At 70.4% G+C, this 21657-nt stretch carries 18 protein-coding genes; 9 read left to right on the top strand and 9 right to left on the bottom strand.

What is annotated here, in order from left to right:
• Positions 1-8 precede the first annotated feature (8 nt).
• Genes ACFW22_RS21140 through ssd form a run of 4 tightly spaced genes read right to left on the bottom strand, consistent with a single transcriptional unit; the run spans position 9 to position 3977 of the window.
• Complete coding sequence (locus tag ACFW22_RS21140) at positions 9-770, bottom strand: type II secretion system F family protein (RefSeq protein WP_386406842.1); 762 nt, start codon at positions 768-770, stop codon at positions 9-11.
• Positions 770-1645, bottom strand: a complete 876-nt coding sequence (locus ACFW22_RS21145) for a type II secretion system F family protein (RefSeq protein WP_386406845.1) — start codon at positions 1643-1645, stop codon at positions 770-772. The genes ACFW22_RS21140 and ACFW22_RS21145 overlap by 1 nt, the downstream gene beginning before the upstream one ends.
• Complete coding sequence (locus ACFW22_RS21150) at positions 1645-2832, bottom strand: TadA family conjugal transfer-associated ATPase (protein WP_386406797.1); 1188 nt, start codon at positions 2830-2832, stop codon at positions 1645-1647. Before ACFW22_RS21150 ends, ACFW22_RS21145 begins: the two co-directional genes overlap by 1 nt.
• Complete coding sequence (ssd, locus tag ACFW22_RS21155) at positions 2829-3977, bottom strand: septum site-determining protein Ssd (RefSeq protein WP_386406800.1); 1149 nt, start codon at positions 3975-3977, stop codon at positions 2829-2831. Before ssd ends, ACFW22_RS21150 begins: the two co-directional genes overlap by 4 nt.
• A gap of 493 nt (positions 3978-4470) precedes the next feature.
• Between ssd and ACFW22_RS21160 the strand changes: the two genes are divergently transcribed.
• On the top strand, positions 4471-5337 hold the full coding sequence (locus ACFW22_RS21160; protein WP_386406803.1) for an HAD family hydrolase: 867 nt from the start codon (positions 4471-4473) through the stop codon (positions 5335-5337).
• A 484-nt stretch (positions 5338-5821) separates the two neighbouring features.
• On the opposite strand, the gene ACFW22_RS21165 is transcribed toward ACFW22_RS21160, so the two are convergent.
• Positions 5822-6679 carry an oxidoreductase gene (locus ACFW22_RS21165; protein WP_386406806.1) on the bottom strand — a complete coding sequence of 286 codons (858 nt, stop codon included), beginning with the start codon at positions 6677-6679 and terminating at the stop codon, positions 5822-5824.
• A 102-nt stretch (positions 6680-6781) separates the two neighbouring features.
• Between ACFW22_RS21165 and ACFW22_RS21170 the strand changes: the two genes are divergently transcribed.
• Entirely contained in the window at positions 6782-7768 is a 987-nt protein-coding gene (locus ACFW22_RS21170; protein WP_386406809.1) for an ATP-binding protein, read from the top strand.
• On the opposite strand, the gene ACFW22_RS21175 is transcribed toward ACFW22_RS21170, so the two are convergent.
• Positions 7746-9047 carry a hypothetical protein gene (locus ACFW22_RS21175; protein ID WP_386406812.1) on the bottom strand — a complete coding sequence of 434 codons (1302 nt, stop codon included), beginning with the start codon at positions 9045-9047 and terminating at the stop codon, positions 7746-7748. The two genes, ACFW22_RS21170 and ACFW22_RS21175, sit on opposite strands and share 23 nt — an antisense overlap.
• A gap of 276 nt (positions 9048-9323) precedes the next feature.
• Between ACFW22_RS21175 and ACFW22_RS21180 the strand changes: the two genes are divergently transcribed.
• The 6 genes from ACFW22_RS21180 to ACFW22_RS21205 all read left to right on the top strand — a co-directional run bounded on the left by ACFW22_RS21180 (position 9324) and on the right by ACFW22_RS21205 (position 17534).
• Complete coding sequence (locus tag ACFW22_RS21180; RefSeq protein WP_386406815.1) at positions 9324-11684, top strand: bifunctional SulP family inorganic anion transporter/carbonic anhydrase; 2361 nt, start codon at positions 9324-9326, stop codon at positions 11682-11684.
• A gap of 326 nt (positions 11685-12010) precedes the next feature.
• On the top strand, positions 12011-13966 hold the full coding sequence (acs, locus tag ACFW22_RS21185; protein WP_386406818.1) for an acetate--CoA ligase: 1956 nt from the start codon (positions 12011-12013) through the stop codon (positions 13964-13966).
• A 308-nt stretch (positions 13967-14274) separates the two neighbouring features.
• On the top strand, positions 14275-15666 hold the full coding sequence (gene nhaA, locus ACFW22_RS21190; protein WP_386406821.1) for a Na+/H+ antiporter NhaA: 1392 nt from the start codon (positions 14275-14277) through the stop codon (positions 15664-15666).
• Positions 15667-15736: 70 nt separating this feature from the next.
• Positions 15737-16222 carry a phage holin family protein gene (locus ACFW22_RS21195; RefSeq protein WP_386406824.1) on the top strand — a complete coding sequence of 162 codons (486 nt, stop codon included), beginning with the start codon at positions 15737-15739 and terminating at the stop codon, positions 16220-16222.
• A complete protein-coding gene (locus ACFW22_RS21200) occupies positions 16219-17154 on the top strand; it encodes an alpha/beta fold hydrolase (protein ID WP_386406827.1) in 936 nt (311 codons plus the stop codon). The genes ACFW22_RS21195 and ACFW22_RS21200 overlap by 4 nt, the downstream gene beginning before the upstream one ends.
• A gap of 188 nt (positions 17155-17342) precedes the next feature.
• Positions 17343-17534, top strand: a complete 192-nt coding sequence (locus ACFW22_RS21205; RefSeq protein ID WP_386406830.1) for a hypothetical protein — start codon at positions 17343-17345, stop codon at positions 17532-17534.
• Between the two features lie 31 nt (positions 17535-17565).
• On the opposite strand, the gene ACFW22_RS21210 is transcribed toward ACFW22_RS21205, so the two are convergent.
• From ACFW22_RS21210 to nth, 3 genes are all read right to left on the bottom strand, one after another.
• A complete protein-coding gene (locus ACFW22_RS21210) occupies positions 17566-18765 on the bottom strand; it encodes a MarP family serine protease (protein WP_386406833.1) in 1200 nt (399 codons plus the stop codon).
• A 78-nt stretch (positions 18766-18843) separates the two neighbouring features.
• A complete protein-coding gene (locus ACFW22_RS21215) occupies positions 18844-19551 on the bottom strand; it encodes an NUDIX hydrolase (protein ID WP_386406836.1) in 708 nt (235 codons plus the stop codon).
• A 175-nt stretch (positions 19552-19726) separates the two neighbouring features.
• Positions 19727-20749 (bottom strand): endonuclease III, encoded by a 1023-nt coding sequence (gene nth / locus ACFW22_RS21220; RefSeq protein ID WP_386406839.1) that lies wholly within the window; start codon positions 20747-20749, stop codon positions 19727-19729.
• Between the two features lie 185 nt (positions 20750-20934).
• Here nth and ACFW22_RS21225 point away from each other — a divergent pair, with 185 nt between their 5' ends.
• Positions 20935-21609: a Crp/Fnr family transcriptional regulator gene (locus tag ACFW22_RS21225; RefSeq protein ID WP_015034542.1), complete on the top strand. Its 675-nt coding sequence runs from the start codon at positions 20935-20937 to the stop codon at positions 21607-21609.
• The last annotated feature ends 48 nt before the right edge of the window (positions 21610-21657 follow it).

Raw genomic sequence — 21657 nt, forward strand, 5'->3', positions numbered from 1 at the left:
CGTCGTGTTCATCCATCGAGCAGTCCCGCCATGAGGCCGATCACCACCGGGGCCACCCCAACCGCCAAGAAGGCGGGCAAGAAGCAGAGCGCCACGGGCGCACTGATCAGCACCTGTGCCCGGCGCGCCCGCGCCACCGCCGAGCGGGCGCGAGCGGCCCGCAGCGCAGTCGCGTGCCGGGCAATTGCCTCCGCCGCGGGAGCCCCCGAGGAACCGGCGCGCTCCAAGCACCGGGCCAACCCCTCAGCACCCGGTATCGCGGCGAAACCCCTCCACACCTCAGCCGGTTCACCGCCGAGTCTCAGCTCGGCAGCCGTGCGGGCCAGACATGCTCCGAGTGGCCCGCCCAATGACCGACCGACCGCCCCAGCCGCCGCAGCCGGCCCTGCTCCGGAAGCAACACAGGCGGCCAGCAGGTCTGCTGCGAGCGGCAGACGATGCTCCTCTTCCACGCTCTCGTGCTGCCCTTTTGCCCGCCCGGCGAGCCACCGCTTCGCTCCGACGGTCAGAACGCCCGCGCACAGGCCGCCGGTCACGCCAAACAGCAGCCAGCCGGCAATGGCTCCCGCAAGAGGCGGCGCCCAGAGCCCCATCCATGGAGGCAGTAGGAATCGAACCTTTCGGGCGGACGGCCCTTGTCGTGCAAGGAGGCTCCCCGCACGCCGTCGCGTCCGACGCGCCTGCAGGATGCTCCGCGCCTCCACCGCTCCCCGCACGCACAACGCCACGACCAGGACCGCGAGGCCCGCCGTCGGAAAGACCTCCGGCATCACGCACGCTCACCGCCCCGTACGATCCGCGCTGCCCACCAAAGTCCGACGGCTTCCAGCACCCCGCCCACAACCAGGCAGCCCAGGCCGGCAGGGGTGTGCAACAGCACTCGCAGCGGATCGACCCCCAGCGCCGCTCCGAGGGCAAGGCCACCCACTGGCAGCAGGGCGAGGACCACCACCGTGGCCCAGGCGCCGGCCAGTTCGGCACGCAAGCGCTCGCGCTGCTCGCACTGGTCCCGCAGGCCGACCTCCAGACGATCGAGCCCGGTGGCGAGACCCGCGCCTCCGTCCACGGCCACGTGCCAACAGGCCGCCACCCCTGCGAGTCCATCGGCACCGTCCTGCAGGCTCGCCCGGCGGAGCGCCTCGGGCACGTCCCCGCCGAACCGGGCTGCCGCAAGCACCGACGCCTCGACGTCACCCAGCGCACCCGTCTCCCGGGCCGCGAAGAACAGCGCCTGCGCGGGCTGGCTCCCGGCCCTCAACTCGCCCACCACTGCTGCGCAGAGAGCCGTTACCCGCTCAGCCCGCGCTTCCCGCTCCTTCTTGAGGGTGGCGGACCTCGACCAGCGCTCCACCAGGGGCACCGCAAGCGCACCCAAGACGAGCGGCAGCGGCGACCGGCCGAGAAGAGCGAGAGCTCCCGCAGCCGGCAGGCACAGCCACGCCCGCCGCCGCATCAGCACGGACCGCCACCGGGCAGTGAACGTGGACCATGCACTGTCTTCGCGTCTTGTGCAGCCCCCGCCCAAGAGCAATGCCTGTGCCCGACCCGCACCGCATCGTTGTTCAACCTCACGGCGCAGGGCGAGCACGGTGCAGAACGCAGCGAGAGCACTCACCGCACCCCACACCGTCAGCGATTCCAGCATCACGGCGAATCCCCTCCGATCAACGCTTCCAGTCGGTTCCAGCCCTGATCGCGCTCGAACCCCGGAGCGGCCCACCTCAGCGCCGGCACCGTCCGAACCAAACCGTTCCGGTCCCGCTCCAGGACGTGGACCTCAGCGATCCGCCTCCGCCCCTCCCGGCCCCGCACGACATGGAGCACGACCGACAACCCGGCGCCCAACTGGCTGTGCAGGGCGGCCCGGTCAATGCCTGCTGCGGTGCCCAGGGCTTCGAGCCGCGCCGGCACGTCCGCCGCCGTATTGGCATGGACGGTCCCGCAGCCGCCTTCGTGCCCCGTATTGAGGGCAGCGAGCAGGTCCACCGCCTCGGCGCCCCTGACTTCGCCGACCACCAAACGGTCGGGGCGCATCCGCAAGGCCTGTCGGACCAGGTCCCGCAAGGTGACGAGTCCGATTCCCTCCTGATTCGCGGGTCGCGCCTCCAGGCGCACCACGTGGGGATGGTCGGGCCTCAGCTCAGCCGAGTCCTCTGCGATCACGATCCGCTCCCGCTCCCCCACGAGCCCGAGGAGGGAGGCGAGGAGGGTGGTCTTACCCGTGCCGGTACCACCGCTCACGAGGTAGGAGACACGGGCTTCGATCAAGGCTCGCAGGATCGTGCCGCCGCCCGGGGGGACGGTGCCCACCGCGAGCAGCTCCTCCAGGGAGAAGGCACGCGGGCGCATCACCCTCAGCGACAGACAGGTGGACCCGACGGCGATCGGTGGCAGCACCGCGTGCATCCGGGTGCCGTCGGGAAGCCTCGCATCGACCCAGGGACGGGCGTCATCGAGCCTGCGCCCGGCAACTGCCGCAAGCCTCTGCGCAAGCCGGCGGACGGCGTTGGCATCAGTGAAGGACACCGGCGCCCGTTCGAGGCCGGCACCCCGGTCCACCCACACCTGGTCCGGTGTGGAGACCAGGACGTCGGTGACCGCCGGGTCTGCGAGCAGTGGTTCTAGCGGACCGGCGCCGATCAGCTCACGCCTCAGCTCCTCGACCGTGCCGAGGACTTCCGCATCGCCGAGCAGTCGCCCCTGGGCCCGCAGCGCCGCCGCCACGCGCGCCGGAGTGGGTTCGGCTCCGCTCTCCGCAAGCCGCTGCCGCACGGCATCGAGAAGGCCCCCAGCGCCGCCCGCGTTCAGGAAGTCGCCCCCGCCTACGGTCACGCCGCACCCCCGGGCGTGAGAACGCGGCCCCAGAAAGCGGAGCAGAACCGGCCGAGGAGTCCTTGGGGCTCGGTTCCCGGCGGCAGACCTGCATCCTGGTCCGCGATGGCCCCAGGGTCATGGGGGAGCTCACCGGCAAGGGGCAGTCGCAGGGCGTCGGCGACCCACTGCTCGTCGAGTCCCGCCGCGTACGGCCCACGGACGACGGCCCGCAGGTCTCGCACGACCGGGCTGATCGCCGATGCCATTCGCTGGGCGGCTGCAACAGCCCTCAGCTCCCCCGAGACGACGAGCAGTCCGAGATCGAGCTGACTCATGGCCTCGGCAGCCGACGGGTCGACCACCCGCGGCAGGTCGACGACGACGACCCCTCCCCTGCGCCGCGCGGCGGCGAGCACGGAGCGCACGGCTTCGGGAGGCACCGGTGTCGAGTCGTCCCTGCCCCAACTGAGCATCCGGACCCCGCGCACCGAAGGCAGGGACTCCTCCAGGGCGCTACTGGCGAGCCGCCCCTTCGAAGCCGCGAAATCGGGCCACCGCCTGCCCTCGGCACGCTCACAGCCGAGCAGTACGTCAAGGCCCCCGCCCAACGGGTCGCCATCGACGAGCAGGGTCCGGTGCCCGGCCCGCGCGGCAGCCAGCGCGAGCCCGCAGGCCAGGGTGGAGGCTCCTGCGCCGCCCCGACCACCGATGACGCCAACGGTCAACGCCGGCCGGTCCACCCCCTCGGCCGCGTCCGCAAGGCGATCGACGAGGAGCCCCTCCGCCTCCGGGAGCCTCAGTACGCCCTCGGCACCGAGCTCGACCGCCCGCCGCCACGCCTCCGGATCGTCCGGCCCACGACCGACGAGGAGGGTTCCCGGGCGGCGGGCCACCCCTCGGCAACGGGCCGCGACGTCGTCCCCGACCAGCACGAGCGGTGGATCGGTCCAACTCGCCCGTCGCTCCGGGATCCGGTGGTGCACCTCGGGTTGTACTCCTGCCGCGGCACACAATCGGAGGAGGTCATCGAGCAGGCCGAGGTCCTCGGTGAGGATCAGCGGCCCCGTCCGGTGCGACCCGGCCGGCCCCGACGGCTCGGCTCCCTGCTCAGCCGCTTCCCACGGGTCCGCTCCTCGCCGTCCCGACCCCCACGGTTCCTGCATCCGGGGCTCCGGCCCCCCGGTCCCCGAAGTCATGGATGCCTCCACGACACACCCCTCTCGTGATTCCTGCCGTCCGCGAACTTCGCGTCAGGAATCACCGTGGGGCCACTCCGGAAATCGTGCCGCCCCTGCCGAAAAACTGTGGATAAGCAGGGAGCTGTGAATAACTTCGCCACTCCTCCGGAAGCTGTCCGGAGCGCAGCCCAACGATTACCGTGTGTGATGAATCAAGGGGCGGTGAGGCCGTGATCGCCACCCACCCCGCACACCGACCGAAGGGGAGAAGCCGATGGCATCCAGAGGCAAAACGGCTCCGGACATGCGACGACCCCCGCCGGGGGGGAGAGCGGGGGTCGTCTATCCGGCCGACTCGGGGGGGGAGGAGCCGGACCGGGTTAGCACGGTCGCGAACGATCCGTGACTTCCATGGTGTACCCGAGAGCCTTCTCAGGCAAACCCACGCGCCCCAGCGTACGCCGAATGGCGGGCACCTATGCTCGGGCTTGTGGAAAACCACTCCTTGCCGCGCACAGCCGCCTTCTTTGACCTGGACAAGACGGTCATTGCGAAGTCCTCGACGCTGACCTTCAGCAAGTCCTTCTACCGGGGCGGGCTGATCAGCCGCCGCGCCGCCCTGCGGACGGCCTACATCCAGTTCGTCTTCCTGGCAGGCGGAGCCGATCACGACCAGATGGAGCGGATGCGTGAATACCTTTCCGCGCTCTGCAAAGGATGGAACGTCGCCCAAGTGAAGGAGCTCGTCGCCGAGACCCTTCACGATCTCATCGACCCGATCATCTACGACGAAGCGGCCTCTCTCATCGAGGAGCACCACGCCGCCGGGCGCGACGTCGTGATCGTCTCCACTTCGGGCGCCGAGGTGGTCGAGCCGATCGGCGAGATGCTCGGTGCCGACCGGGTCGTCGCCACCCGGATGGTGGTCGGCGAGGACGGATGCTTCACCGGGGAGGTGGAGTACTACGCCTACGGGCCCACGAAGGCGGAGGCCGTACGGGAGCTCGCGCAGTCGGAAGGCTACGACCTCTCGCGGTGCTATGCGTACAGCGATTCAGCGACCGACATCCCCATGCTGGAGGCGGTCGGCCACCCCTGTGCGGTCAATCCCGACCGGACGCTGCGTCGCGAGGCCGTCGCCCGGGAATGGCCGGTGCTCTCCTTCGACAAACCGGTGCGGCTCAAGCAGCGACTGCCCGCATTCCGGATGCCACCCCGCCCCACGCTGGTCGCCGCTGCGGCAGTGGGAGCGGCGGCCATCGGCGCCGGGCTCGTCTGGTACGCCGCCCGACGCCGGCAGGCTGTGGTCGGCCAACGGCCCGCTGGCGACTTTGCCCGAATTTGAGCAATCGACAGAGAAGCGGAGCTAGCACTTTCGCTTCCTCCCGGACAGGAGTAGAAAGGAATCAGGCCCGCGAGACCGAGGACATCCGAGAGGATCACCTGTTGAGCATGAAGGCCCCACGGACCTAGCACCGAAACCGAGCACCCACGCGACGTCGACCCGTCGATTACGGGCCAGCCGCACCAGGCCACGGGCAAAGTTCCCGGCTTGATGGGCACATATCGAGGACGCTTGGTAACTGGGTGGACGTGCCAGCGGCGGTACCGAGACTGGTACCGCCGCAACCCGTCTCCCGTCCCGGCCGCTTCCCCAGAGCCCGGGAGCCGATGACTCACCGAGGAACCTCCCACCACTCCCCCGCCGTGGGTCCCACATGGCCCCGGACGCTTCCGGTGCAGCCCGGCGCGGGCCCCTCAGCCGGCCACGGAGCGCGAAGTCGACCGCGCGGTCGCCAGGCCCCCGCTCACCGTAAGGGAGGCGTCCCTCAGGCGGCGCCGCGTTGGAGCGCCTCGCAGACCGCCGTCGACTCTCGGACCCCCAGTTCGACCGAGCGGCCGCAGTGCGCGATCCAGGCGCCCACGCCTTCCGGAGTCCCTGACAGGTACCCCTCGAACGCAGCGAGGTAAGCGGCCCTGCCCTGCTCTGCGTGGCCAACCTCTGCCGGACAGATCGCCTTGGGATCGAGACCGCTTCCGACCAGTGCGATCCGCTCCGCCGCCCGGGCGACCAAGCCGTTGCACGAGGTGAAGGGGCGCAGCGCAAGGAGCTCGCCGTGCACCACTGCGGCCGTCACCAGCGCCGGAGCCTCGCTGCCCGCGACGATCAACTCGGAAAGGCCGTCCAGCCGTCCCGCGACCTCGGCCGGTGCCGGAAGCGGAGCTTCGATCAGCGGTTCGTCGACCGACTCGCCGTCCAGTCGGGGACGCCCCACGGAGTCGCGGACGCCACCGCCGCCCGCCACCGGGCCGTCCGCAGCACCCTCATCGCCCGCGGCGACCAGGTGCAGGCGGGCCAGCACGCGCAGCGGGGACTGGCGCCAGATGGAGAGCAACTGTCCGGCCTCGGCCCCGAGACGCAGGGCGGCGCCGACCGTCCTGGCCTCGGCGTCGGCACTGAAGTCGGTGCGCCGCCGGACCTCTTCCAGGGCCCAGTCGGCGCCCGAGAGGGCGGCCGAGCCGCGCGCCCCGCGCAGCGCGGCCTCGGAGGAGATCTCGTTGCTGCGGCGACGCATCACGCGGTGGCCGTACACCCGGTCGACGGCCTTGCGTACGGAGTCCACCGCATCGGCGACGCCCGGCAGGGAGCCGAGGGCGGCCAAGGGGTCAGAGGCGTGCGTACTCATAAGTAGGGAGGCTACGCGCCCCAGGGCCCCACCCCACGAAGGAGTGGTCTTCTTCACGCACTTTGACCACGCATCGCATCCATGAGGCTACGCTAGGTGAACATGAAGATCGCTTTCGTGGGGAAGGGCGGCAGTGGCAAGACCACGCTGTCCTCCCTCTTCATCCGCCACCTGGCCGCCAATGAAGCCCCGGTCATCGCCGTCGACGCCGACATCAACCAGCACTTGGGCGCCGCACTCGGCCTGCCCGAGTCGGAAGCCGCGGCGCTGCCCGCGATGGGCGCCCACCTACCGCTCATCAAGGAGTACTTGCGGGGCTCCAATCCACGGATCCACTCATCCGACGCGATGATCAAGACGACGCCGCCGGGGGAGGGCTCGCGGCTGCTGCGGGTCCGCGAGGACAACCCGGTGTACGACGCGTGCGCGCGCCCGGTCCAGCTCGACGACGGCAGGATCCGGCTGATGGCGACCGGCCCCTTCACGGAGTCGGACCTCGGCGTCTCCTGCTACCACTCGAAGGTCGGCGCGGTGGAGCTGTGCCTCAACCATCTGGTCGACGGCGTCGACGAATACGTGGTCGTCGACATGACGGCGGGATCGGACTCCTTCGCCTCGGGCCTCTTCACCCGTTTCGACATGACGTTCCTGGTCGCAGAACCGACGCGCAAGGGCGTTTCGGTGTACCGCCAGTACAAGGAGTACGCCCGGGACTTCGGCGTGGCGCTCAAGGTCGTCGGCAACAAGGTGCAGGGCCGGGACGACCTGGACTTCCTGCGCGAGGAGGTCGGCGAGGACCTGCTCGTGACGGTGGGGCATTCGGACTGGGTCCGCGCCATGGAGAAGGGACGTCCTCCGCGGTTCGAGCTCCTGGAGGCGGAGAACCGCATGGCCCTCCAGCACCTCCAGGACGCGGCGGACGACTCGTACGCCCATCGCGACTGGGAGCGCTACACGCGCCAGATGGTCCACTTCCACCTGCGCAACGCGGAGAGCTGGGGCAACGCCAAGACCGGGGTCGACCTGGCGGCGCAGGTCGACCCCGGGTTCGTGCTGTCCGAAGGGCTCAGTGCCGTCCAGCCTGCTTAGCCGCGGGCGCACCCGCCGGGGCGGCGGACGGCTGGGCCGCCAGGAAGGCCTGCCAGCCGCCCTGCGGGGCCTCCCCGACCTTCAGCGTGCGCATCTTGGCGATGACCTCGGGGTCCTGCGCATCGAGCCAGTCGGCGAGCTGGCGGAAGGAGACGCACTTGACGTCCTTCTGCACACAGACCGTGGCGATGGTCTCCTCGACGGCGCGCATGTACGTGCCGCCGTTCCAGGACTCGAAGTGGTTGCCGATGATCAGCGGCGCACGGTTGCCCCGGTAGGAGCGCTCGAAGGCCTGCACCAGCCCGTCGCGCATCTGGTCGCCCCAGTAACGGTGTTGGGAGGGGTCGCCCTGAGTGGTGCCGGACTGGTTGACCAGGAAGTTGTAGTCCATGGAGAGGGTCTGGAAGGCGCGGCCGGGGACGGGCACGAGCTGCATCGACAGGTCCCACAGGCCCGAGTCCTTCTTGGGCCAGATCTGGTCGTTGACGCCACTGGTGTCATAGCGGAAGCCCATCTGGGCCGCCGCCTGGACGAAGTTCTTCCGGCCTTCCAGACAGGGAGTGCGGGCGCCGACGAGCTCCTTGTCGTAGTCGAAGGGCAGGGGCTGCTCGGTGCGCAGTCCTGCATTGGTCTTCCAGTTCTTGACGAAGGACTTGGCCTGGTTGATCTCGCTCTTCCACTCCTCGACCGTCCAGGTGCCGACGCCACCGTCCTTCCCGCAGAAGTGCCCGTTGAAGTGGGTGCCGATCTCGTTGCCCTCCTGCCAAGCGGCACGCAGTTCGCGGACGGTGTCGCGGATTCCCTCGACGTCGTTGAACCCGATGTCGGAACGGCCGGGACTGTGCCGCGGCGGATCGTAGAGCTCCCGCTTCTCCTCGGGCAGCAGGTACACGCCGCTGAGGAAGTACGTCATGGTGGCGTCGTACTTCTTGGCCACCGAGCGGAAGTGGGAGAACAGCTTCTGGCTGTCCTCCCCCGCGCCGTCCCAGGAGAAGACCACGAACTGCGGCGGGGTCTCCCCCGGCTTGAGGCGCTGCCAGGTCGGCTGGTGGGGCTGGGCTCCGGTGAAGGCGGTCGATCCGTCACCGATCAGTCGGGGTGCGCTCTGCGGGGCGGCCACGGCCGGAGCCTTCTTGGCTCCGGGGCCGCCCGGCGCCGCCTTCGTGGCGGCGTCGTCTGAGCCGGAGCAGCCGGCGAGGCCGGTGGCCAGGGCAAGGGTGAGGGCGCCGACGGCCAGCACCTGCTTCCGGGCGGTGTTCTTTCTCCGGGCGACTGACATCCGCGCACTCTCCTCGGATCCTCGGATTTCCTTACAAGCGGCGTCAACGTCGCACTGTCGGGACCGGGGAGCGTCAACGACAAGCGGTACGCACACGTTCTGTCACCGGAATCGGTGAATCATTGCCCCATTTGCCCTGAAAATAGTGCCGCAGACTTTACTCTCCATTACCCTTCATTTACCGAGCGTTGATCGGTGCCCTGTCGCACCGCGTCGGTGTCCCCGCCGTACACCCCGCACGAGCCGCGACCGCGCTGCCCCGGAGGAGACGGGAACATGACCCTCTGCACCCCTGCCCGCACGACCAACCGGCCCCGAACCCAGCGGCCCCACAGCCCACCGGAGGGGCCCCGCCGCTTCCGCATCGCCGGCGCGGACCTCTCCGCGTCCATCGCCGTCTTCTTGATCGCGTTGCCGCTCTCGCTGGGCATCGCACTCGCCACCGGAGCCCCGCTCCAGTCCGGTCTGGTGGCCGCCGCCGTCGGCGGCCTCGTCGCAGGCCGGTTCGGCGGTTCCCCGCTCCAGGTGAGCGGCCCCGCGGCCGGACTCACCGTGGTGACGGCCGAGCTCATCCAGCGCTACGGCTGGCGCACCACCTGCGCCATCACCTTCCTCGCCGGCCTCGCCCAACTTGCCCTGTCCGTCGTGCGCGTGGCGCGATCGGCACTCGCCGTCTCGCCCGCGATCGTGCACGGCATGCTGGCCGGAATCGGCGTCACCATCGCCCTCGCCCAACTCCACATCGTGCTGGGCGGCACCCCACAGAGCTCGGCCGTCGACAACGCGCTCGGCCTGCCCGCCCAGTTGGCGCGCGTCCACCCGGCCGCCCTCGCCATCAGCGTCCTCACCGTGACAGTGCTGTTGGGCTGGCCGCACCTACCGGGCCGCGCGGGCCGAATCGCCAAGAAGGCGCCCGCCGCACTCGTTGCGGTGGCCGGGGCGACGGCAGCAGCCACCTTCGCCGGACTCGCCGTCCCCCGGGTGGACCTGCCGTCCTGGAGCAGCCACGCCCTGCCCGGCCTGCCGGAGGGGCCGGTCCTCGGCATTGCGGCCGGGGTGCTCACGATCACCCTCGTGACCAGCGTGCAGTCGCTCCTGTCGGCCGTCGCGGTCGACAAGTTGGTCGCCGCCCGTGCGGACCACGGCCGAGGCGTCCCCCGCTCCGACCTTGACCGCGAGCTCGCCGGTCAGGGAGCGGCCAACATGGTCTCCGGTGCGCTCGGCGGCCTTCCGGTCGCCGGGGTCGCCGTCCGCAGCGTCGCCAACGTCTCGGCAGGTGCGGTCAGTCGCAACTCGACCATGCTGCACGGGTTGTGGGTCGTACTGGCAGCACTACTGCTGGTGCCGGCACTCGATCTCATCCCGCTGCCGGCGCTCGCCGCGCTCGTCATGGTGGTCGGCATCCAGATGGTGAACATCACCCGCATCCGCACCGTCACCCGGCACCGCGAGGTCATCGTCTACGCGGTGACACTGGCCGGAGTCGTGCTCATCGGGATCCTGGAGGGCGTCGCCCTCGGCATCGCCGTGGCCGTCGCCGTGGCCCTGCACCGGCTCACCCGCACCCGGATCACCCACGAGCAGCAGGACGGCGTCCACCTGCTGCGCGTCCGGGGCCAGCTGACCTTCCTCGCCGTGCCTCGGCTCAGCCGGGCCCTGCACCAGCTTCCGCAGGGCTCCGACGTGATGGTCGAGCTCGACGGCTCCTTCATGGACCACGCGGCCTACGAAACCCTGAGCGACTGGACCGCAGGGCACCTCGCCCACGGCGGCACGGTCAAGACGACCGGCCCCTCCGGCACCCGAATCGCCGACCCCACCACCATCACGGCGTCCGCCGTCGGTCCGCACTCCTGCTGCCGCCCCTGGACCCCCTGGCACAACCACCAGTGCGGGGAACCCCCGGCCGAAAAGGACGAGCAGGACGTCCCCGAACGGACGGCAGGAATCCGCCTGGCGAACGGCATCGGCAAGTTCCAACAGAACACCGCCCCGCTCGTACGGGACGAACTCGCGCGGCTCGCACGGGAAGGGCAGAGCCCCTCCCAGCTCTTCTTGACCTGTGCCGACTCCCGCCTCGTCACCAGCATGATCACCTCCAGCGGTCCTGGTGACCTCTTCACCGTGCGCAACGTCGGCAACCTCGTCCCGCTCCCCGGCGAGGAGAACGGGGACGACTCGGTGGCAGCCGCGATCGAGTACGCAGTGGAGGTGCTGCAGGTCGAATCGATCACCGTCTGCGGCCACTCCGGCTGCGGCGCGATGCAGGCCCTGCTCAACGGAAGCCCGAAGGACCCCCAGACCCCGCTGCGCCGCTGGCTGCGCCACGGTCTGCCCAGCCTGGAGCGGATGGCGAGCAGGAGGCACGCCTGGGCCAGGATCTCCGGGCGGCTTCCGACCGATGCGATCGAGCAGCTCTGCCTGACGAACGTGGTCCAGCAACTGGAGCACCTGCGGTCGTACGAGTCGGTCGCCCGCAGACTGGCCGAGGGCACCCTCACCCTGCACGGCGTGTACTTCCACGTGGGCGAGGCACAGGCGTACCTGCTCGCCGAGACGGACGAGGTGCACAGCTATGACGACGTCTTCACCCAGGTGATGCCCGCGGAGCACCGCGAAGCGGCCCGCGCGTCCTGAGCCGGTCTGCGGGCGGCCGCACCTCCCGGACCTGGGGCCGCCTGGCCACTGCCGCGTCCGGAAGGCGGGCCGCCCGCGGGCAGGGCCCCGGTGCGGATCGGAGGAGCGAGGCGTCCGAATCCCCGCGCGTCCTGAACCATTGCCCCCGCGCGACCGTGAGACCGTGTGGCCCCTTTTCCCTCTCGAGGGGGAAGGGGCACCGCACGTCAAGCCACTCACAGGTCTAAACCAATTCTCTGGAGGCTCTTGTCACCCGGGCCTCCGACTGGTGAGCTATGACGCGGGACACATAAGCACAGAGGACGCCCTGGGAAAGGGAGATGTTCGTGAGCAACGAATCCTTGGCCAACCTGCTCAAGGAAGAGCGGCGGTTCACGCCGCCCGCCGAGCTGGCCGCGGACGCCAACGTGACGGCGGAGGCGTACGAGCAGGCCAAGGCGGACCGGCTGGGCTTCTGGGCCGAGCAGGCCAAGCGCCTCAGCTGGGCCACCGAGCCGACCGAGACCCTCGACTGGTCGAACCCGCCGTTCGCCAAGTGGTTCGCTGACGGCGAGCTGAACGTCGCGTACAACTGCGTCGACCGGCACGTCGAGGCCGGCCTCGGCGACCGGGTCGCCATCCACTTCGAGGGCGAGCCCGGCGACAGTCGCGCCATCACCTACGCCGAACTCAAGGACGAGGTCTCCAAGGCCGCCAACGCCCTGACCGAACTGGGCGTCCGCAAGGGTGACCGGGTCGCCGTCTACCTGCCGATGATCCCCGAGGCGGCCGTCACGATGCTGGCCTGCGCCCGCGTCGGCGCCGCCCACTCGGTCGTCTTCGGCGGGTTCTCGGCCGACGCCGTCGCCTCCCGCATCCAGGACGCGGACGCCAAGGTGGTCGTCACCGCCGACGGCGGCTACCGCCGGGGCAAGCCGTCCGCCCTCAAGCCCGCCATCGACGAGGCGGTCGCCAAGTGCCCGCAGGTCGAGCACGTCCTCGTGGTCCGCCGCACCGGTCAGGACACCGCCTTCACCGAAGGCCGCGACGTGTGGTGGGACGACATCGTCGCCCGCCAGTCCACCGAGCACACTCCGGAGGCGTTCCCCGCGGAGCACCCGCTCTTCATCCTCTACACCTCGGGAACCACCGGGAAGCCGAAGGGCATCCTGCACACCTCCGGCGGCTACCTCACCCAGGCCGCGTACACCCACCACGCCGTCTTCGACCTGAAGCCGGAGACCGACGTCTACTGGTGCACGGCCGACATCGGCTGGGTCACCGGCCATTCGTACATCGTCTACGGCCCGCTGGCGAACGGCGCGACGCAGGTCATGTACGAGGGCACCCCGGACACCCCGCACCAGGGCCGGGTCTTCGAGATCGTGCAGAAGTACGGCGTCACGATCCTCTACACGGCGCCGACGCTGATCCGCACGTTCATGAAGTGGGGCGACGACATCCCCGCAAAGTTCGACCTCTCCAGCCTGCGGGTGCTCGGCTCGGTCGGCGAGCCGATCAACCCCGAGGCCTGGATGTGGTACCGGAAGCACATCGGGGCCGACAAGTGCCCGATCGTGGACACCTGGTGGCAGACCGAGACCGGAGCGATGATGCTGTCGCCGCTGCCGGGGGTCACCGAGACCAAGCCGGGCTCGGCACAGCGCGCACTGCCGGGCATCTCGGCCACCGTCGTCGACGACGAGGCCAACGAGGTGCCGAACGGCGGTGGCGGCTACCTGGTCCTCACCGAGCCGTGGCCGTCGATGCTCCGCACCATCTGGGGCGACGACCAGCGCTACATCGACACCTACTGGTCCCGCTTCGAGGGCAAGTACTTCGCCGGGGACGGCGCCAAGAAGGACGAGGACGGGGACATCTGGCTGCTCGGCCGGGTCGACGACGTCATGCTCGTCTCGGGTCACAACATTTCGACCACCGAGGTCGAGTCGGCCCTCGTCTCCCACCCGGCCGTGGCCGAGGCGGCCGTCGTCGGCGCCGCCGACGAGACCACCGGCCAGGCGATCGTCGCCTTCGTGATCCTGCGCGGCACGGCGAGCCAGGACGAGTCCCTCGTCGCCGAGCTGCGCAACCACGTCGGTGCGACCCTCGGCCCCATCGCGAAGCCCAAGCGGATCCTGCCGGTGGCGGAACTCCCGAAGACCCGATCGGGCAAGATCATGCGCCGACTGCTCCGCGACGTCGCGGAGAACCGCGAGCTGGGTGACGTCACCACGCTGACCGATTCATCTGTGATGTCACTCATCCAGACCCAGCTCCCGGCCGCCTCCAGCGAGGACTGAGCCGGCGTCACACGGATGACGCGTACGCCCGCCCCGAGTTCCCGGGGGCGGGCGTACGCGCACCCACCCTCGGCCGCACCCACCCTCGGCCCCCCGACCCCGACCCCGACCCCGACCCCGACCCCGACCCCGAGGGGACGAAAAGGGATAATCCCCCTAAAGTAAACCCCGCCGGACGCAGCTCGGGCTCGTTAGGTAAAGTTAGGTAAAGTAAGGATCGCGTCGAGGACGCAACAGCAATGCCTAGGTGAGCCGGGAAGTCTGGTCGGCATGTGCTTTGCCCTGCCTGCCCGCCGGAGGTCTCCCACGTGTCCGCGTCCACTGAGCGCAAGTTCCTCGGCCGTCTCTCCCTGCCGGAGCGGCGCTACCTCGCCGATGCCCTCCGCACCGAGACGGTCGGCGGCGTCCTGCTGCTCGTCGCCGCAGTAGCCGCCCTCATCTGGGCGAACACCCCGATACGCGACAGCTACGAGTCCGTGCGCGACTTCCACATCGGTCCCGCCTCGCTCGGTCTCGACCTGTCGATCCAGCACTGGGCCGCCGACGGCCTCCTCGCGATCTTCTTCTTCGTCGCAGGCATCGAGCTCAAGCGCGAACTGGTCGCGGGCGAGCTGCGTGACCCCAAGGCGGCCATGCTCCCCGTCGTCGCCGCGCTCTGCGGCATGGCGGCGCCCGCCCTCGTCTACGCCCTGGTGAACGTCATCGGCAACGGCTCGATGGACGGCTGGGCGGTGCCCACCGCGACCGACATCGCCTTCGCGCTCGCCGTCCTCGCCGTCATCGGCACGTCCCTGCCGTCCGCACTGCGCGCCTTCCTGCTCACCCTCGCCGTCGTCGACGACCTGTTCGCGATCCTGATCATCGCGGTCTTCTTCACCAGCGACCTCAACTTCTTCGCGCTCGGCGGTGCCGCCGCCGGGCTCCTCGTCTTCTGGCTGCTGCTCCGCAAGGGCGTCCGGGGCTGGTACGTGTACGTGCCGCTGGCCCTGGTCATCTGGGGCCTCATGTACAACAGCGGCGTCCACGCCACCATCGCCGGCGTCGCCATGGGCCTGATGCTTCGCTGCAGCACCCGGGAGGGCGAGCAGCACTCCCCGGGAGAGCACATCGAGCACCTGGTCAGGCCGCTCTCAGCCGGCTTCGCCGTTCCCCTCTTCGCCCTGTTCTCCGCCGGCGTGAGCATTTCGAGCCGCGCGATCGGAGACGTCTTCACCCAGCCGGTCACCCTCGGCGTCGTCCTGGGGCTCGTCGTCGGCAAGGCGATCGGCATCTTCGGCGGCACCTGGCTCACCGCCCGCTTCACCCGGGCGGAGCTCAACCCCGAACTGTCCTGGCCGGACGTGTTCGCCGTCGCCTCCCTCGCCGGCATCGGCTTCACCGTCTCGCTCCTGATCGGGGAACTCGCCTTCGCCGGGGACGCCGTCCTCACCGACGAGGTGAAGGCCGCCGTCCTGATCGGCTCGCTCATCGCAGCCGTCTTCGCCTCCGTCCTGCTGAAGCTGCGGGTCCGCAAGTACCAGGCCTTGTGCGCCGAGGAGGAGCGCGACGAGGACCAGGACGGGATCCCCGACATCTACGAGCAGGACGACCCGGCGTACCACCTTCGCATGGCCGAGATCTACGAGAAGAAGGCCGCCGAGCACCGCAAGCGCGCCGAACTGGCGGGGGCATCGCGCGACGGGGCCGACCGTCCGGCATGATCTGAGGCGGACCGTAGAAGAGGGACCGTTGAAGAGGACCTCGGACCGCAGAAGAGAAGAGGGAGCAGCGATGAGCGACCCGTTCGACGGAACCGAGCGCAGCCTTGGACAGCTGGTCGCCTCGGCGACCGCCGAGATGTCCGCGCTGGTGCACGACGAGATCGCCCTGGCCAAGGCCGAACTGAGGCAGGACGTCCGGCGCGGCCTGTTCGGCAGCATCACGGGGATCGGCGCCCTCGTGGTACTGCTGTTCTCCTTGCCGATGCTGAGCTTCGCGCTCGCCTACGCCATCAACGCCTGGACCGGCGGCCACAACGGCAACGAGGGCTGGAACCTGGCCTGGTGCTTCCTGCTGTCCTTCGCCTTCAACGTGCTGCTCGCGATCCTGCTCGGGGTGATCGCCGTCGCCAAGTTCAAGAAGGTCAAGCCGCCGGAGAAGTCCATCGCCTCCGCCAAGCAGACGGCCGCGATCGTGCAGAACGTGAAGCCGCACCCGCGCCCGGAGCTGGACAAGGCGCTGGACAAGGCGTCCGTTGTGGGACGCTCGTCCGTATGACCCTCCCCGAGAGCAGCAACGGCAGCGGCGGGCCCGTACGGCTCGACGGGCCGTGGACCCATCGCGACGTGGCCGCCAACGGCGCCCGTTTTCACATCGCCGAGATGGGTGACGGGCCGCTGGTGCTGCTCCTGCACGGATTCCCGCAGTTCTGGTGGACCTGGCGCCATCAGTTGCCCGCACTCGCCGAGGCGGGCTTCCGGGCCGTGGCGATGGACCTGCGCGGGGTGGGCGGCAGCGACCGCACGCCCCGGGGGTACGACCCCGCGAACCTGGCCCTCGACATCACCGGTGTCGTCCGCTCCCTGGGCGAGCCGGACGCGGCGCTCGTCGGGCACGACCTGGGTGGCTACCTCGCCTGGACGGCGGCCGTCATGCGGCCGAAGCTGGTGCGCCGGCTCGCGGTGTCCTCGATGCCGCACCCGCGCCGCTGGCGCTCGGCGATGCTCTCCGACTTCGCGCAGTCACGGGCCGGTTCGCACGTGTGGGGCTTCCAGCGGCCGTGGCTGCCGGAGCGTCAGCTCGTCGCGGACGACGGGGCGCTCGTGGGCGAGCTGATCCGGGACTGGACGGGTCCGAAGCCGGTCGACGAGGAGGCCGTCGAGACGTACCGGCGGGCGATGTGCGTGCCGTCGACGGCACACTGCTCGATCGAGCCGTACCGCTGGATGGTGCGGTCGCTGGCCCGCCCGGACGGCCTCCAGTTCAACCGGCGCATGAAACGGCCGGTGCGCGTCCCCACGCTCCATCTGCACGGCTCGCTGGACCCGGTGATGCGCACCCGCAGCGCCGCGGGATCCGGTCAGTACGTGGAGGCGCCGTATCGCTGGCGGCTCTTCGACGGCCTCGGGCACTTCCCCCACGAGGAGGACCCCGTGGCCTTCAGCTCGGAGCTCGTGAACTGGCTGAAGGACCCCGAGCCGGACCGCTGAAGGACCCCGAGCCGGACCGCTGAAGGGCTCCGGGTCACGCCGTCGAAGGCGCCGGGCAGGGCTGCTGACGGTCCGTCCGTGCCGTTTGGCGCACAGGCATCCGTCGAACGGCCATGTGCCCCGCGCATACTCCAATTGGCGGGCCCGAGGGCGGTTACCGACCTTGGCCCCCGGGCAGACGTCGGAGTATGGGCTGGACGCACAACTACGGTGACACGACAGCACGCGACCGCCGCTCGGCCACGGGGCCGGCCTCCCGGGAGAGGGGCGGCCCTCAGGAGCAGGGGCGCGCGGGGCAAGGGGTGGGGATCTCACGCATCCTGCGCCGCAGGGCCCGATGGGTCTCGGCGCGACTTCGGCATCCCAGGGACACCGCCTAGGTCCTCTAGGCCAGGTCCACCGGGGCCTGGCCTAGAGGGCGCAGGCCTGCGTGTCGACCTGCTGGGAGGCGGTCCGGCCGCGTTCGATGTCCTCGCGGATCTCGTCGACCGTCAGCGCGTAGCCGGTGTTCGCGTCGTCGAGGGAGCGGGCGAAGATCACGCCGTACACCTTGCCGTCCTCGGCGAGGAGCGGACCTCCGGAATTTCCCTGGCGGACGGTCGCGTACAGGGAGTACACGTCCCTGCGCACCTCGTCGCGATGGTAGATGTCGGGGCCCTTGGCGCTGATGCGACCCCGCACGCGGGCCGAGCGCACGTCGTACGAGCCGTTCTCCGGGAATCCGGCGACGATCGCGTCGTCGCCGCTGTGCGCGTCCTCATCGGTGAAGGCCAGCGGGGTGGCCTTGAGGCCGGGAACGTCCAGGACGGCGATGTCGCGCTGCCAGTCGTAGAGGACGACCTTGGCGTCGTAGAGCTTGCCTTCGCCGCCTATCTGGACGGTCGGCTCGTCAACGCCGCCGACGACGTGCGCATTGGTCATGATGCGGCGGTCGGCAAAGACGAAGCCGGTGCCTTCGAGGACCTTTCCGCAGCTCTGTGCGGTACCGACGACCTTGACGATGGAGCGCTGCGCCAGGGCCGCAACCGGGCTGTCGGCGAGCGCCGGGTCGGGCGGCGTGACCGGGGTGATGGGCTCGTTGGCGAACGAGTTGAAGACCTGGGGGAAGCCGCTGCGGGCGAGGGTGGAGCTGAAGTCGTCGAACCATCCGGAGGCCTGATCCGGCATCACCCGCTCCACGCCGAGCAGCACCTTGGAGTTCCGCACCTCCTTGCCCAGGGTGGGCAGCGAGGTGCGGGCGACGGCGGAGCCGAGCAACCAGGCCACCAGCAGCATCGCCACGACGTTGACGAGGGCGCCGCCGGTGGCGTCGAGGGCACGGGCGGGCGACCAGGTGATGTGCCGGCGCAGCTTGTTGCCGAGGTGGGTGGTGAAGGCCTGGCCGATGGAGGCGCAGACGATGACCACCATCACGAAGACGACGGTGGCGGTGGTCGAGACCTCGCTGTTGTCCGTCAGCTGGTCCCAGAGGACCGGGAGCAGCAGCACGGCGACGAGGCCTCCGCCGAGGAACCCGATCACCGAGAGGACGCCGACCACGAATCCCTGGCGATAACCGATGACTGCGAACCACACGGCGGCGAGCAGCAACAAGATGTCCAGCACGTTCACCGTCAATAGCCTCGCAGATTCGTTTCCGGTCGCCCGGGTCGTTCGGCCCGTAACCGGCCCGTCCCGAAGGTCAGCCTGTCATGAGCGCCAGTCGAGCGGGACCTGCTTGGACCGGTCCCAGGGGCGCTCCCAGCCCGCGTAGTGAAGCAGCCGGTCGATGACTCCGGCAGTAAAACCCCAGACCAGGGCAGATGCCACGAGGAAAGCGGGGCCCTTGTGGCCGCTCGGGTGGACGGTGGTGGCCCGGTTGGCGGGATCCGTGAGATCCGCCACGGGCACGGTGAAGACGCGTGCGGTCTCGCCGGGGTCCACGACGCCGACCGGGCTGGGGGCGCGCCACCAGCCGAGGACCGGGGTGACGACGAAGCCGCTGACCGGAATGTAGAGCCGGGGCAGCACCCCGAAGAGCTGGACGCCCGCCGGGTCGAGTCCGGTCTCCTCCCGGGCCTCGCGCAGGGCGGCGCGCAGCAACCCGCCGTCTGCCGGGTCGCCGTCCTCGGGGTCGAGGGCGCCGCCGGGGAAGGAGGGCTGTCCGGCGTGTGAGCGCAGGCTGCCGGCGCGCTCCATGAGCAGCAGCTCGGGCCCCTGCTCGCCCTCGCCGAACAGGACGAGGACGGCGGACTGGCGCCCCGCGCCGCTCGCCGGCGGCAGGAAGCGGCTCAGCTGCTCGGGCCGGACCGTGCGGGCGGCCCGGTCGACGGGCCCGAGCCAGTCGGGCAGCCCGTGGCGGCTGAGCAGGCCGCCCGAGCCGGTGGGGCCGTGGATCTCTTCGTCAGTGCGCGTCATGGGCACCCCCGTGGATTCTCAACGCGATCGGTGGACGGGTTCGTTCCCGCCCCGTCCCGAGGGGGCTCGGGAGGGGTTCCCGAGGTTCCCGGTGGGCGCTCCCGGGGGAGCGCGTCCGGGGCTCCTCCCTCCGGGTCGGTTCCGGAGGAACTCGGGGAGGCCTCCCCGGCCGGGTTCAGGTGGGGGAGCCCAGCGGGGGCGCCGGACGGCCGGGGTAGCCGGGCGGCGGGTTCAGCCGCTGGCCGGGGAGGCCGCCCTTCTCGTACTTGAGCAGCTTCCTCGCCTTCTCGGGGTCGGTCTCACCCTCCCCGTACGAGGGGCAGAGGTGGGTGATCGGGCAGGCGCCGCAGGCGGGCTTGCGGGCGTGGCAGATGCGGCGGCCGTGGAAGATCACCCGGTGCGAGAGCATCGTCCACTCGCTCTTCGGGAAGATCTCGGCGACCTCGGCCTCGATCTTCACCGGATCGTCCGAGGCGGTCCATCCCCAGCGCCGGGCGAGACGCATGAAGTGGGTGTCGACGGTGATGCCGGGGACACCGAAGGCGTTGCCCAGGACGACGAAGGCGGTCTTGCGGCCCACGCCGGGCAGCTTCACGAGGTCCTGGAGGCGTCCGGGCACCTCTCCGCCGAAGTCGTCCCGGAGGGCGGCGGCCAGCCCCATGATCGACTTGGTCTTGGCGCGGAAGAAGCCGGTCGGCCGGATCAGTTCCTCCACCTCCTCCGGCACCGCGGCGGCGAGGTCCTCGGGGGTGGGGTACTTCGCGAAGAGGGCGGGGGTGGTCTGGTTGACCCGGAGATCGGTGGTCTGGGCCGAGAGGACCGTGGCGACGAGCAGCTCGAAGGGGTTGCGGAAGTCCAGCTCCGGATGGGCATACGGGTAGACCTCGGCGAGCTCCCGGTTGATCTTCCGGGCACGGCGGACCATGGCGAGCCGCGACTCGGGCTTCGCCGACCGCGTGGACTTCGCGGGCTTCGCCGACCGCGTGGACTTCGCGGGCGCGGCACCCTCGGCCGACGTCTCGGCGGGCTTCACGGGTGCGGCGACCTTGGCGGGATCGGCAGTTCCAGCAGGCCCCACAGCCTCACCTTTTACACCTTTTGCCCGTTTCGGCGCGCCGCGTTCGCCCACGGCGGAATTACCTTCGGCCGACACTCTTCCAGCCCCCTTGGCCTGCGCTCTCACCGGCGAGTTGGACACCCGGCCAGCCTAAGCGCCGTCACCGACATCCGCCCCGGGCACGGCCGATCGGAGCCCAATCGGGCCCCTGACGTACGGGTGGGCGGCTCGGTGCGTCAAACTTGTTGTGATTGATCGCACTGTTTTGTGCGTCCGGCATCATGGGACCCAGGTCCTTTGAGCAGGTCGACAGTAGGAGAGAACTCGTGGACGACGTTCTGCGGCGCGCCCCGCTCTTCGCGGCGCTCGATGACGAGCAGGCTGCCGAGCTGCGCGCCTCAATGAGTGAGGCGACGCTCGCCCGTGGCGACGCGCTCTTCCACGAGGGCGACCCCGGTGACCGCCTGTACGTGGTCACCGAGGGCAAGGTGAAGCTGCACCGCACCTCCCCCGACGGCCGCGAGAACATGCTGGCCGTCCTCGGCCCCGGCGAACTCATCGGCGAGCTGTCCCTCTTCGACCCCGGCCCGCGCACCGCCACCGCCACCGCGCTGACCGAGGTCAAGCTGCTCGGTCTGGGCCACGGTGACCTCCAGCCGTGGCTGAACGCCCGCCCCGAGGTGGCCACCGCGCTGCTGCGCGCCGTCGCCCGCCGACTGCGCAAGACCAACGACCAGATGTCCGACCTGGTCTTCTCCGACGTCCCGGGCCGCGTGGCCCGCGCGCTCCTGGACCTGTCGCGCCGCTTCGGCGTGCAGTCCGAGGAAGGCATCCACGTCGTCCACGACCTCACCCAGGAGGAACTGGCCCAGCTGGTCGGCGCCTCCCGCGAGACGGTCAACAAGGCACTCGCCGACTTCGCCCAGCGCGGCTGGCTGCGCCTGGAGGCGCGTGCCGTGATCCTGCTCGACGTGGAGCGCCTCGCGAAGCGCTCCCGCTGACTCCGAGGCAACACGCGAAGGGCCGCCCCGGTCCGATGGGACCGGGGC

The sequence above is a fragment of the Streptomyces sp. NPDC058872 genome (assembly GCF_042743065.1).
In the GTDB taxonomy this organism is placed as follows: Bacteria; Actinomycetota; Actinomycetes; order Streptomycetales; family Streptomycetaceae; genus Streptomyces.